This window comes from Agromyces sp. NBRC 114283, assembly GCF_030268405.1.
Taxonomy (GTDB): domain Bacteria; phylum Actinomycetota; class Actinomycetes; order Actinomycetales; family Microbacteriaceae; genus Agromyces; species Agromyces mediolanus.
The window spans coordinates 760,972-773,792 of record NZ_BSQP01000001.1; the positions used below are offsets into that span (position 1 = coordinate 760,972).

The 12,821-nt window shown below is 73.2% G+C and carries 15 protein-coding genes; 10 read left to right on the forward strand and 5 right to left on the reverse strand.

What is annotated here, in order from left to right:
* The first annotated feature begins 63 nt into the window (after positions 1-63).
* The 9 genes from QSJ60_RS03675 (at position 64) to QSJ60_RS03715 (ending at position 6,713) form a co-directional block, all read left to right on the forward strand.
* Positions 64-423, forward strand: coding sequence for a GntR family transcriptional regulator (locus QSJ60_RS03675; RefSeq protein ID WP_230768352.1), 360 nt, complete (start codon positions 64-66; stop codon positions 421-423).
* Positions 420-1,325 (forward strand): ABC transporter ATP-binding protein, encoded by a 906-nt coding sequence (locus QSJ60_RS03680; protein WP_189084331.1) that lies wholly within the window; start codon positions 420-422, stop codon positions 1,323-1,325. The genes QSJ60_RS03675 and QSJ60_RS03680 overlap by 4 nt, the downstream gene beginning before the upstream one ends.
* Complete coding sequence (locus tag QSJ60_RS03685; RefSeq protein ID WP_230768353.1) at positions 1,322-2,095, forward strand: hypothetical protein; 774 nt, start codon at positions 1,322-1,324, stop codon at positions 2,093-2,095. The genes QSJ60_RS03680 and QSJ60_RS03685 overlap by 4 nt, the downstream gene beginning before the upstream one ends.
* Positions 2,096-2,342: 247 nt before the next feature.
* The gene (locus QSJ60_RS03690; RefSeq protein WP_285462626.1) at positions 2,343-3,140 is read left to right on the forward strand and encodes an ABC transporter ATP-binding protein; all 798 of its coding nucleotides are present in this window, start codon (positions 2,343-2,345) and stop codon (positions 3,138-3,140) included.
* Positions 3,137-4,462 (forward strand): FtsX-like permease family protein, encoded by a 1,326-nt coding sequence (locus QSJ60_RS03695; RefSeq protein WP_285462627.1) that lies wholly within the window; start codon positions 3,137-3,139, stop codon positions 4,460-4,462. Before QSJ60_RS03690 ends, QSJ60_RS03695 begins: the two co-directional genes overlap by 4 nt.
* Before the next feature lie 167 nt (positions 4,463-4,629).
* Positions 4,630-4,953: a chorismate mutase gene (locus tag QSJ60_RS03700; RefSeq protein ID WP_189084335.1), complete on the forward strand. Its 324-nt coding sequence runs from the start codon at positions 4,630-4,632 to the stop codon at positions 4,951-4,953.
* A gap of 10 nt (positions 4,954-4,963) precedes the next feature.
* Entirely contained in the window at positions 4,964-5,947 is a 984-nt protein-coding gene (locus tag QSJ60_RS03705; RefSeq protein ID WP_285462630.1) for an SDR family NAD(P)-dependent oxidoreductase, read from the forward strand.
* Positions 5,947-6,135: a hypothetical protein gene (locus QSJ60_RS03710; protein ID WP_230768361.1), complete on the forward strand. Its 189-nt coding sequence runs from the start codon at positions 5,947-5,949 to the stop codon at positions 6,133-6,135. Before QSJ60_RS03705 ends, QSJ60_RS03710 begins: the two co-directional genes overlap by 1 nt.
* Positions 6,136-6,155: 20 nt before the next feature.
* Entirely contained in the window at positions 6,156-6,713 is a 558-nt protein-coding gene (locus QSJ60_RS03715; protein ID WP_285462632.1) for a hypothetical protein, read from the forward strand.
* Positions 6,714-6,781: 68 nt separating this feature from the next.
* Here QSJ60_RS03715 and QSJ60_RS03720 read toward each other — a convergent pair whose 3' ends face one another.
* The gene (locus tag QSJ60_RS03720; RefSeq protein WP_230768365.1) at positions 6,782-7,348 is read right to left on the reverse strand and encodes an OsmC family protein; all 567 of its coding nucleotides are present in this window, start codon (positions 7,346-7,348) and stop codon (positions 6,782-6,784) included.
* Between the two features lie 307 nt (positions 7,349-7,655).
* Between QSJ60_RS03720 and erm the strand changes: the two genes are divergently transcribed.
* Entirely contained in the window at positions 7,656-8,516 is an 861-nt protein-coding gene (gene erm, locus QSJ60_RS03725) for a 23S ribosomal RNA methyltransferase Erm (protein WP_230768367.1), read from the forward strand.
* Between the two features lie 74 nt (positions 8,517-8,590).
* Here erm and QSJ60_RS03730 read toward each other — a convergent pair whose 3' ends face one another.
* The 4 genes from QSJ60_RS03730 to QSJ60_RS03745 form a co-directional block, all read right to left on the reverse strand.
* Positions 8,591-8,851, reverse strand: a complete 261-nt coding sequence (locus tag QSJ60_RS03730; protein WP_285462633.1) for a hypothetical protein — start codon at positions 8,849-8,851, stop codon at positions 8,591-8,593.
* Positions 8,852-8,853: 2 nt separating this feature from the next.
* A complete protein-coding gene (locus tag QSJ60_RS03735) occupies positions 8,854-9,342 on the reverse strand; it encodes an NUDIX hydrolase (RefSeq protein ID WP_285462634.1) in 489 nt (162 codons plus the stop codon).
* Between the two features lie 72 nt (positions 9,343-9,414).
* A complete protein-coding gene (purL, locus tag QSJ60_RS03740) occupies positions 9,415-11,733 on the reverse strand; it encodes a phosphoribosylformylglycinamidine synthase subunit PurL (protein WP_285462635.1) in 2,319 nt (772 codons plus the stop codon).
* Between the two features lie 221 nt (positions 11,734-11,954).
* Positions 11,955-12,770, reverse strand: a complete 816-nt coding sequence (locus QSJ60_RS03745; RefSeq protein WP_285462637.1) for a shikimate 5-dehydrogenase — start codon at positions 12,768-12,770, stop codon at positions 11,955-11,957.
* Between the last annotated feature and the right edge of the window lie 51 nt (positions 12,771-12,821).

Here is a 12,821-nt window from a genome sequence, read left to right on the forward strand (position 1 = left end):
TAGTTACACAAGTAATGAACCAACCAAGGTTCGTTCCCGGGGACGACGCACAGGAAGGCCGGAATGGACGAATCCCGCCCGATCTTCCTCCAGATCGCGGAGCAGATCGAGAACGACATCATCGACGGGGTCATCGCGGAAGGCTCGCAGATCCCCTCGACGAACGAGTTCGCCGCGTTCTACCGGATCAATCCGGCGACCGCACTGAAAGGGGTGACCCGCCTTGTCGACGACGGCATCGTGGTCAAACGAAGGGGCATCGGCATGTTCGTGACCGAGGGCGCCCGTGACCGGCTCGTCGAGCGCCGGCGGGCCGACTTCTCGGCGGAGTACCTCCGCCCGCTCATCATCGAGGCCGAGAAGCTCGGCATCACCATCGACGACCTCGCGGCACTCATCCGCGCGGAAAGGATCGCATCATGACCAGCACCGTGGTCCGCGCCAGCGGTCTCACCAAGCGCTACGGCTCCTTCGCAGCCGTCGACCGCGTCGACTTCGCGCTCGAGGAGCACCGCATCTACGGCCTCCTCGGCCGCAACGGCGCCGGCAAGACGACGCTCATGCAGCTGCTCACCGGCCAGCTCTTCCCGAACGAGGGCGAGCTCGAGGTGTTCGGCCGCACGCCCGCCGAGCACGCCGACGTGCTGCGCCGGCTCTGCTTCATCGCCGAGTCGCAGCGCTACCCCGAGGACTTCACGCCGAAGCACGTCTTCACCTCGGCGCCGTGGTTCTTCGAGAACTGGGACGCCGAGTTCGCGGAGCGCCTGATCGCCGACTTCCGCCTCCCGCTGAAGCGGCCCATCAAGAAGCTCTCCCGCGGGCAGCTCTCCGCCGTCGGCGTCATCGTCGGCCTCGCGAGCCGCGCCCCGCTCACCTTCTTCGACGAGCCCTACCTCGGCCTCGACGCGGTCGCGCGGCACATCTTCTACGACCGGCTGCTCGAGGACTACGCGGAGCGCCCCCGCACCATCGTGCTCTCGACGCACCTGATCGACGAGGTCGCGAACCTCCTCGAGCATGTCATCCTGATCGACCAGGGCCGCATCCTGCTCGACCGCGACGCCGAGGAGGTGCGCGGACAGGCGACCACGATCGCCGGCGCCCGCTCGGTCGTCGAGGAGTTCGTGCAGGGCCGGCCCATCATCGGCCGCGAGGGCCTCGGCGGGCTCGCCTCGGTCACCATCGACGGCCGTCTCGACCGCGAGGAGCGCGTCCGGGCCGCCGAGCTCGGTCTCGAGCTCGCGCCGGTCTCGCTCCAGCAGCTCATCGTCCACCTCACCGGCGCCGACCTCGCCGGTGCGACCGAGAAGGAGGTCGCCGCATGACCGTCGTCGCCACCGCCACCGCCGAGCGCGAGCTCGGGGCACCCCGGCTCCGCGTCGGAGAGGTCTGGCGCATCGTGCGCCTGCTCGCCGTGAACCCCACGATCTTCTTCGGGGTGCCCTGGATGATCCTCGGCGGCGCCTGGGCCGTCACCATGGTGATCGCGCTCATCATGAGCGGCGCCGGGGCGCCGATGGACGAGGCCCGCGAGGGCTTCCGCTACAGCTGGGCCGTGCTCTCGCCGCAGTGGTACCTCGTCGTCGTCGGCGTGCAGGCCGTCGCCTACACCTTCTCGTTCGCCCTCGGCTTCGGCTCGACCAGGCGCGACTTCTGGCTCGGCATGAGCGTGATATTCGTGCTCGTCTCGGCCGAGATGGCTGTCGCGATCGCGACGCTCGTACAGCTCGAGCAGCTCACGAACGGCTGGTGGATCGGCGCGGGCATGTTCGACGCCCTCTGGTACGGGCAGCTCGGCTGGGGGTTCGACTTCTTCTCGACCTTCGTGCTGCAGCTCCTCGTGCTCTTCATCGGCGCGAGTGCGACGACGATCTACATGCGCTGGCGGGTGCGCGGCATGATGGTGCTGCTGTTCAGCACCGTCGCGCTCGTGCTGATCCTGATCGCCACGCTGACCTTCACCGAGTCGTGGCCGGCCGTGTGGACGTGGCTCGTCGGGCTGACCCCGATCGGGCTGACCCTGCTCGGGCTCGCCGCCGCAGCGGTGGCGGCGGTCGCCGGCTTCCTCGTGATCCGCCGGGCCACCCCGCGCTGATCGCCGGGCGCCGGATTGGGGCCGGCGCCCGCCCGCGCGGCGAGCGATGGGGATCGCTCGCCGCGCGGCATCCCACCACGATCCCACTCCCCGAGTTGCCCGACTTTCATGGAAGTCGGGCAACTCGGTCGTTCAAGGGGTCATCCCAGCGGCGGCGGGGCGGGTCATCCGGGCGGATGACGCCTCGCGCCCCGGATCATGCCCGCGCCCGACGCGCCGTCCGCCGTTCGCCGGGCAGGCTCGAAGCATGAGTTCCTTCGTCATCGAGGCATCCGGCCTCGAGAAGTCCTTCGGCCCGACGCGCGCCCTCGCCGGGGTGTCGCTCGCCGTGCGCACCGGGGAGTCGCTCGCGATCATGGGCGCCTCGGGCTCCGGCAAGACGACGCTCCTGCACTGCCTCGCGGGCATCACCCTGCCGGATGCCGGCACCGTCTCCTTCCTCGGCGGCACCGGCCGCGTGCAGGTGAACGCGCTCGGCGAGCGCGACCGCTCCCGGCTGCGCCGCGAGGCGTTCGGCTTCGTCTTCCAGCAGGGGTTCCTGATCCCCGAGCTCACCGCGATCGAGAACGTCGCCCTCGCGCTCATGCTGAACGGGATGCCGCGCGCCCGCGCCGAGGAGCACTCCCGGGGCTGGCTCGCCGCGCTCGGCCTCGCCGGCCTCGAGGACCGCCGTATCGGTCAGCTCTCCGGCGGTCAGGCGCAGCGCGTCGCGATCGCCCGCGCCCAGGTCACCGGCGCGAGCGTCGTGTTCGCCGACGAGCCGACGGGCGCCCTCGACTCGGCGACCTCGGCCGAGGTGATGGGCGCCCTGCTGCACTCGACCGTCGGCCAGGGCCGCACCCTCGTGCTCGTCACGCACGACCCGGAGGTCGCGGCGCGCTGCTCGCGCATCGTCGACGTCCGCGACGGCCTGATCGTCGGCGAGCGGATGCCGCAGCCGAACGGTGCGGCGGCCGACCCGGCGCCCGTCGCGCCGCCGGCCCCGGCTCCGCCCGCCCCCGGCGCCACCGCGGTGCCGCTGCCCGCACCGGGAGGCCGGGCGTGATCGGCCGCGTCGCCTGGCTGCTCGCCCGCCCCGGCTCCTCCGGCGCGGCGACCCTCCTACTGCCGATCACCGCGTTCGCGATCGTCACGGCGCTGCTGCTCACCGTCATCGGCGGTGCGCAGTCGTTCTGGCGCTGGACGGACGACACCGCCGTCGGCTACCAGCTGCTCGCCGTCATCGCACTCGTGCTCCTCGTGGTGCCGCTCGCCTCGCTCGGCGGCGCGGCCGCCCGGCTGTCCGCCAGGCGCCGCGACGACCGCCTCGCGACGCTGCGACTGCTCGGCGCCACCCCGGCGACGGTCTCCGCGCTCGCGGTGATCGAGTCGGCGATGCTCGCGCTCGTGGGATCGGCGATCGGCATCGTCGGCTACTTCGCGATCATGCCCGGCATCGCGCTCGTCCCGTTCCGCGGCGAGCCGCTCGGCATCGACGGGGTGCTGCTGCCGGCGGCGGTGCTCCTCGTGGTGCCGCTCGGCATCGTGCTGCTCGCCGTCGTGAGCGCCGTCCTCGGCCTCCGCCAGGTCGTGATCTCGCCGCTCGGCGTGCGCACGCGACAGGACGCCCCGAAGCTCTCCTGGCTGCGCATCGTGATCGGCGCCGCCGTGATCGTCCTCGCCTTCGGGCTGATGAGCGGGCTGCAGCTGGCCGGCGAGGCATCCGTGCTGTTCCTGTTCCTCAGCGCCGCGTTCGGCGGCACCCTGGCCGTGCTGAACCTCATCGGGCCGTGGGTGATCCGGCTCGTCGCGCAGGGGCAGGCGAAGCGCGCGACGAAGCCGGCGAAGCTCCTCGCCGCGCGCAGCGTGCTCGAATCGCCGAAGGCCGCCTGGCGGCAGGTCTCCGGGGTCGCGATGACGAGCTTCATGGCCGTGTTCGCGGGCGTCGGCATCGCGCTCATCGATGCCATGGGCGGCTCGGGCGAGATGGACCGCGAGGGGCTCGAGCTCATCGCCGACATCCGCACCGGCATCCTCATCACCGTCATCGGCTCGTTCCTGATGGTCGCCTGCTCCGTCGGCGTCAACCAGGCCGCCGGGATCCTCGACCGCCGCGAGCTCTACCGCTCCCTCGACATGCTCGGCATGCCCGAGCCGACGATGGACGCCGCCCGCCGTCGCGCCGTGATGTCGCCGCTGCGGATCACCGCGATCGGCTCCGCCGTGGTCGCCGCGGTCGTCATGCTGCCGCTCACGGGCATCACGCTCATCGTGCAGCCGCTCGCGCTGCTCGTGATCGCCGGGGTCCTCGCCGCCGGGATCGGCGTCGTCGCCCTCGGGCTCGTCTCGACGCGGCCGATGCTGCGTCGCGCGGCGGAGTCCGCCTAGACCCCCGGCGTCGGCCCGCACCGGGGATCGCGGGCCGACGCCGGGACGAGGGCCGGCCGCGCGTGGTCTCGTTCGCGCGGTCGGCCCGCCAACGGCTCCGGTGCCCCGCCGGCGCGGAATGCGCGAGCTCGCGCGAGAAGCCGGCCCGCGCGAAGTAGGGTCGAAGCATGACCGCGATCGACGACCGGGACGCCGCGATGTCCGAGCTCCTCGGCATCCGAGCGAGCATCGACAACATCGACGCCGCCCTCATCCACCTGCTGGCCGAGCGCTTCAAGTTCACCCAGCACGTGGGCCGGCTGAAGGCGACGCACGGCCTCCCGCCGAGCGATCCCGACCGCGAGAAGCGCCAGATCCAGCGGCTCCGCGCGCTCGCCGAAGACGCCCACCTCGACCCCGCGTTCGCCGAGAAGTGGTTCAACTTCGTCGTCGCCGAGGTCATCCAGCACCACGAGGAGCTCGCCGGCAACGGCGCCTCCGGCGAGCTGTGAGCCCCGCCCGATGAGCTGGTACCCCGTGCCGCTGCCCGATCTCACGGGCCGCCGCTACCTCGTGACCGGCGCGAACGCCGGGCTCGGCTTCTTCACGAGCGCCCGACTCGTCGGCGCGGGCGCCCACGTCGTGCTGTCCGGGCGCAGCCCTGAACGGCTCGAGACGGCCGCCGCGGTCATCCGCGAGCGGGTGGTTGCCGGAGCCGACCGCGGCGAGCTCGGCGGCCGGGTCTCGACGCTCGTCATCGACACGGCCTCGCTCGACTCCGTGCGCGCCGGCGTCGCCGCGCTCCGCGGCGAGCCGCAGCTCGACGGCGCCGTGCTGAACGCCGGCATGGTGCACACGCCCGGACGACGACTCGAGAGCCCCGACGGCAACGAGCTCGTGCTCGCCACGAACGTGCTCGGGCACTTCGCGCTCCTCGCCGGGCTGTTCGGCGCGGCGGGCTCCGGCGACGAGCTCGTCCCCGGCTCGCGCCGCTTCGCGGACGGCGCACGGGTGATCACGCTCGGCTCCCTGTCGACGAAGCTCTCGACGTTCCGGGTCGAGCAGCTGCAGCTCGAGCGGGGGTACGACTTCTGGCGCGCCTACGCGCAGTCGAAGATCGCGGGGCAGTCGATCGGCTTCGAGCTCGACCGCCGGCTGCGCCGCGCCGGCGTGCCGGTGGCGAGCGTCGTCGCGCACCCCGGCTACGCGATCTCCGGTCGCACCCCCACCGTTCCCGGCGTGAACGAGCCGAGCCGGGGCGATCGCTTCGCCGACGCACTGCAGGCCGCCTGGGCGCAGGGCAAGCACCGCGGCGCGGAGCCCGTGCTGCACGCGCTCACCGCCGCGGAGGTCGCGGGCGGGGAGTTCTGGGGCCCGCGCGGGCTCGTGAAGGGCGAACCCGCCAAGCAGCAGCCGACGCGAGTGTCGAGCGACCCCGTCATCGGCGCGAAGACCTGGGCCTTCGCCGAGCTCGCCACGGCGACCCCGTTCACCCTCGTCGGCTGATGCGCGGGCTCCTCGCGAGCTGGTGGACGCGGCCCGCCGTGCGGCGACGCGCCGCCTCGATCGTGGCCGTCGTCGGCACGGTGCTGGCCGTGCTCGGCGTGTTCACCGGGCGATGGGGACTCGTGGTCGTCGCCATCGTGCTGCTCGGCCTCGCGGCGGCCCTCGGCCCCGCACGGATCCGACGGTGAAGGCGGGTACGCTGCACTCCATGAGCGACGGGCCTGGCGAGGCATCCGCGCACGCCGCGGGCGATGCGGCGTTCGCCGAGGCGCGCGCCGCCGTCGTCGCCGCGACCGGGCGTCTCGCGGCGGCCGGAGCCCGCCGGGAGGTGCTCGCCGCCTACGAGCCCCCGCGCCGTCGGCTCGGCCTGCCGCGGGCGGCGCGGATGCGCCGGCTCGGCGAGGTCTGGCGACTCGGCTCGCTGCTGCTCGACGGCGACGGGCGGCTGTACGCGGCCGGCCGGGTCGTGCGCGCGGAGGCCCCGGCCCGGCGCTCCGTCACCGCGAACGCGGTCGCCGAGCAGCGCGCCTACCGCGCGGCGGCGGTGAAGGGCGGCATCCCGGCCGGCGAGACGGTGGACTTCGACGCCGTGCCGATCCCGCTCGACGGGGGTGCAGAGGCGCTGCCTGCCGGTGGGCCGGTGGCGCTCCGCGAGGGCCGGGTCATGGTGCGCTGGAACCCGAGCGACCCCGGTGCCTGGACGCCGCTCGCCGGCTACCTCGCCGAACGGGCGGAGCTGCTCGCGCAGCCGGCGCCTGGGACGTGACGCCGGCCGGGCGCTGAGCCGCTCGCCCGTGCTCGCTGCGGCGTCGCGCGGCTGCGGCGTCGCGCGGCTCAGCCGAGCGTGACCTGCACCGGCACCGGGTTCTGGAACAGGTCCAGCACCGGGCAGTGCGCGTCGACCGCGGCCTGCAGCTCCGCGTAGCGCTCCTTCGGCTCGGGACCGCTCAGGCGCACGTCGAGGCGCACCGCCGAGAACCCGGCGCGGCCGGACTCGTCGATCCCGAAGAGCTTGCGCACGTCGAGGTCGCCCTCCGCGTTGATCTCGACGTCGTCGAGCACGATGCCGAGCGCCTGCGCGTACAGCCGGTACACGACGACCTGGCAGGAGATCAGGGCGCCGAGCGCGTACTCGACCGGACTCGCCGCGGCGTCGTCCCCGGCGAGGGCGGCGGGCTCGTCCACGGTGAAGCGGTGCTTCCCGGCGATGATGCGGGTCGCGACGGCGCCGGTGCCGCGGCCGGAGACGCGGTAGGTGAGCTCGGCGTTCGACGGCGCGGCGGCGATGCGCTCGTGCCAGGCGGTGCCGGCGGCGGTGAGGCGGGCGGCGCGGTCCGCCGCGTCCGCGGCGGTCTCGGCCGACGAGGCGGGAGTGGCGGTGGGGTCGTCGATGAGCGTCATGGCGGGAGCGTACGCGCGGGACGGATGCCTCGGCGAGCCCCGGCGTCATCCTCCGTCGCCGTGCGTCACGCGGCGTCGCACGAGCCTCCGACGCCCGGCGTCACGCGGCGTCGCACGAGCGATTCGCGGCGCTCGCCGGCGCTTGCTAGGGTGGCGGACCATGTCGTGCATGTGCTCGCAGATGATCATTCGGCCCCGCACCGCCTGAGGCGGAGCGACCGGATCCCTCTCCCGCTCCGCCGCCAGCCGAGTCCTCGGCCGCGGCGCGCTTCGGCGTCCCCGGCGTTCATTCGTCAGCGGAGCATCCATGCCTTCATCGAACCCACGTCCCTCACGCGCGCGCGGGCGCGCGCAGCCGCACAGCGCGCGCAGCCAGAGCCACGGCGGCCGCCATGAGCTCGGGCAGAACTTCCTCGTCGACCGCCGCGTCGTCGCCGAGATCGTCGAGCTCGCCCGCACGAGCCGTGACCCCATCGTCGAGCTCGGCCCCGGCGGCGGGGCGCTCACCCGGCCGCTCGCCGAGCTCGGCCGGCCGCTCACGGCGGTCGAACTCGACCCCGCACGGGTCGCGCGCCTGCGGCGCGAGCTCGGGTCGCACGTCGAGGTCGTGCACGCCGACCTGCTGCACTGGAGGCTGCCGAGGCATCCGCATCTCGTCGTCGCCAACCTGCCGTTCCACGTGACCACCGCCGCGCTCCGGCACCTGCTGGAGTCGCCCGGCTGGGACCGGGCGGTGCTCCTCACCCAGTGGGAGGTGGCGCGGCGGCGCTGCGGCGTCGGCGGGGCGAGCATGCTGACCGTGCAGTGGGCGCCGTGGTATCGCTTCCGGCTGCGTCGGCGGGTGCCGGCGTCGGCGTTCCGGCCGGTGCCCGCCGTCGACGGCGGCCTGTTCACGATCGAGCGGCGCGAGCGACCGCTCGTCGACCCCCGCGAGCGGCGGAGCTACCAGCGCTTCGTCGGAGAGGTCTTCCAGGGGCGCGGGGCCGGGCTCGCGCAGCGGCTCACCGCGGCCGCCGCGGCGACGGGCGGGACGGGCTGGGCGGACGCCGGTTCGGGGTCCCCGAAGGCGTGGCTGCGTCGCCGGGGCATCCCCTCCTCGACCCCGCCCGGCCGCCTCGCGGCGGACGACTGGGCCGCCCTCTGGGACGCCTCCCGCGGTCGCGGCTGAGCGGGCCGCCGACCTCCGCTCCCATCTCGACTTGCCCGACTTTCATGAAAGTCGGGCAAGTCGAGGTGGGGCGCTCAGAGCGGGGCGTCGGCGTCGCGCTCGGCACCGCCGCCCTGCTCCTGCTCCTGCACCGCCTCGATGATGGAGGCCTGCAGGCCGCGCTGGCCGGTGTGCAGCTCCTGGTAGCTCTCGCCGGCGCCGGCGATCGGGCCGAGGGCGTGCCGCAGCCGGGACCGGACGCCGCGCGGGGCCCGGATCCAGCGCACGATCACCCCGATGAGGATGACGGCTCCGAAGCCGAGCATCGCGACGGTGCCGATGATCGACGGATCCACGATCAGAAGCCGAACGTCGTGATGCCGGGAACCGGAGCGGCGCGCAGGGCCTCGAGCACCCGCAGCTCGTGCGGCACGACCGGGGCGGGCAGCGCGTCGAGCGGGAACCAGTCGAGCCCCGCGGCCTTGCCCTGCTCCATCAACCGGGGCTCGCCCGCCCACTCGCGGGCCTGGAAGAAGACGTCGAAGCGCTGCTCGATCGGACGGCCAGAGCCGTCGGTGCGGTGCATCAGCGTGACGAACTCCAGTGCGCCGGGCGCCAGCCCGACCCCGAGCTCCTCGCGGGCCTCGCGGGCGGCGCCGGCCGGCAGCGATTCGCCGGCCTCGACGTGCCCGGCCGCCCCGAAGGCCCAGTGCTCGTCGTAGTACCCCGTGCCGCGCCGCAGCTGCAGCAGCACCTCGTCGCCGCGGCGCAGCAGCACGTAGGCGGCGGGCACGACGGTGAAGCGGCCGTGCGTCGCGGCGTAGGCGTCGGAGTACTCCTCGATCACGCCACAAGTCTCACACGGGGCCGGGCGCTGAGCGCGCGGGTGAACCGGCGCTCAGTGCCTGACGATCGGCGCTCAGTACCCGACGATCGGCCCGAAGGCCTCGGCGAGGGGTGCGCGGTTCACGCCGCGGAGCTCGTCGACGGAGACCGTGAAGGCGTCCTGCACCTCGAGCGCGTCGGAGGCGGCGTCGGTCACGCCGATGCGGCGCACCGGGTAGCCGCGTCCCTCGCAGAGCCCGCGGAACTTCACGTCGTCCTCGCGCGGCACCGTGACGATGACCCGGCCGGTCGACTCGCTGAACAGGGCCGTCGCGAGATCGATGCCGGCGTCTTCCACCACCTCGCCGAGGAACACCCGGGCGCCGACGCCGAAGCGGGAGACGCCCTCGGCGAGGGCGACCGCGAGTCCGCCGTCGCTGAGGTCGTGCGCCGAGTCGATGAGCCCCTCGAGCGCCGCGGCGCTCAGCAGTTCGCCCAGCGTCTTCTCGCGCCCGAGGTCGACCGCCGGAGGGCGACCGCCGAGGTGGTCGTGCACCGTGCCGGCCCAGGCCGAGCCGTCGAGCTCGAGCGCGGTGTCGCCGAGCAGGTAGATGTTGTGGCCGTCGTCCTGCCAGCCGCTCGGCACACGGCGGGCGACGTCGTCGATCACGCCGAGCACGGCGATGACCGGGGTCGGGTGGATCGGCACGTCGCCGGTCTGGTTGTAGAAGGAGACGTTGCCGCCGGTGACGGGGATGCCGAGCTCGAGGCAGCCGTCGGAGAGGCCCTCGACCGTCTGCGAGAACTGCCACATGACCTCGGGGTTCTCGGGCGAGCCGAAGTTCAGGCAGTCGCTGACGCCCATCGGCGTGGCGCCGGTGACGGCGACGTTGCGGTACGCCTCGGCGAGGGCGAGCTTGGCGCCCTGCTTCGGGTCGAGCTGCGAGTACCGGCCGTTCGCGTCGGTCGCGACGGAGACGCCGAGGCCGGACTCCTCGTCGACGCGGATCATGCCGGCGTCGTCGGGCGCGCCGAGCGCGGTGTTGCCGAGCACGTAGGAGTCGTACTGGCTCGTGACCCACGCGGCATCCGCCTGGTTCGCCGAGCCGACGAGCTGCAGGAACTGCTCGCGCAGCTGCTCGGGCGTCTCGGGGCGGGCGAGGCCCGCGGCCGAGTCGGCCTGGAGCGCGTCGATCCAGCCGGGGTAGGCGACCGGGCGCTCGTAGACCGGGCCGTCGACGGCCACGGTGCGCGGGTCGACGTTGACGATCTCCTCGCCGCGCCAGGTGATCGAGAGGCGGCCGGTGTCGGTGACCTCGCCGAGCACGCTCGTCTCGACATCCCACTTCTGCACGACCTCGAGGAAGCCGGCGAGCTTCTCGGGGCGCACGATGGCCATCATGCGCTCCTGGCTCTCGCTCATGAGGATCTCCTCGGGCGTGAGCGTGGGGTCGCGCAGCAGCACCTCGTCGAGCACGATCGACATGCCGCCGTCGCCGTTCGAGGCGAGCTCGCTCGTCGCGCAGGAGATGCCGGCGGCGCCGAGATCCTGGATGCCCTCGACGAGGTCGCCGGCGAAGAGCTCGAGGCAGCACTCGATGAGCACCTTCTCGGCGAAGGGGTCGCCGACCTGCACCGCGGGGCGCTTGGTCGGGCCGCCCTCGGCGAAGGTGTCCGAGGCGAGGATGGAGGCCCCGCCGATGCCGTCGCCGCCCGTGCGGGCGCCGAACAGCACGACCTTGTTGCCCGCGCCCTTGGCGTTGGCGAGGTGCAGGTCTTCGTGGCGCAGCACGCCGACCGCGAGGGCGTTGACGAGGGGGTTGGCCTGGTAGGTGGGGTCGAACCAGGTCTCGCCGCCGATGTTCGGCAGGCCGAGGCAGTTGCCGTAGAAGCTGATGCCCGAGACGACGCCGTGCACGACGCGGGCGGTGTCGGGGTGGTCGATGGCGCCGAAGCGCAGCGCGTCCATGACGGCGACGGGGCGGGCGCCCATCGAGATGATGTCGCGCACGATGCCGCCCACGCCGGTCGCGGCGCCCTGGAACGGCTCGATGTACGAGGGGTGGTTGTGCGACTCGATCTTGAAGGTGACGGCCCAGCCCTCGCCGATGTCGAGCACGCCGGCGTTCTCGCCCATGCCCACCATGAGGTGCTGCTTCATCTCGGGCGTTACCTTCTTGCCGAACTGGCGCAGGTAGATTTTCGAGGACTTGTAGGAGCAGTGCTCGCTCCACATCACGGAGTACATCGCGAGCTCGGCGCTCGTCGGACGGCGGCCGAGGATGTTGCGGATGCGCTCGTACTCGTCGGGCTTCAGGCCGAGGGCCGCGTAGGGCTGCTCCTTCTCGGGCGTGGAGGCCGCGACGTCGACGGTGTCGAGCACGGAAGCAGGGGTGGTGGCCGGCTGAGTCACAGGGGAGTCTCCAGGGCTGAGCGACGGATGCCGCGGACGGAAGCCTGACCGGATCAGTCTACCGGCGGCGCGCGGGCCCGCCTGCCTGCCCGCCCGTCGCTCCGCCCTCGCCCGCCCGGCCCCCTGCTGCCTGTCGGCCTCATCTGCCTGGGGTCGTGTGGTCAGTATTTGCGGGTCACGTCGCTCGCGGACCCGCAAATACTGACTTCATGGGGAGCGGGCTACTCCCGGGCGAAGGCGGCCGCGCGCGCGACCTGCTCCGGCGTGAGCGCGACCCCGGTGTAGCGCTCGAACTGCCGGGCGGCCTGCAGCGCGTGCACCTCCGCCCCCGAGATCACGAGCTTGCCGGCGTCTCGTCCGGCCCGGATGAGCGGCGTCTCGGCCGGGAACGCGACGACGTCGAAGACGACCGCCGCCGCGGCGATGTGCTCGGGGGAGAAGGCGAGCGTCTCGGCATCCGCCCCGGCCATCCCCATCGGCGTGACGTTCACGATGACCTCCGCCGCGCCCGGCTCGGGGTCCGTCGCGATCCAGCCGTAGCCGTACTTCTCGGCGAGCGCCGGCCCGAGCTCGGCGTTCCTGGCGAGCACCGTCAGCCGGGCGAAGCCCGCGTCGCGGAACGCGGCGACCACGGCCTTCGCCATGCCGCCGGAGCCGCGCACCAGCACGCGCGCCTCGGGATCGAGCCCGTTCGCGCGGATCAGCTCGGCGATCGCCTCGTAGTCGGTGTTGGCCGCCACGAGCCGGCCCGCGTCGTTCACGATCGTGTTCACGGACTCGATCGCGAGCGCCGAGGGCTCGAGCTCGTCGACGAGCGGGATGACCGCCTCCTTGAACGGCATCGAGACGCTCGCGCCGCGGATGCCGAGCGCCCGGATGCCTCGCACCGCGCCCTCGATGTCGTCGGTCGAGAAGGCCTTGTACACGAAGTTCAGCCCGAGCTCGTCGTACAGGAAGTTGTGGAACCGGGTGCCCAGGTTCGACGGCCGCGCCGAGAGCGAGATGCACAGGGTCATGTCCTTGTTGAGGATGGGCATGCTCCCAGTGTGCACCCGCGCGCGCCGGTACACTGGACGCGGTCGTCGGTT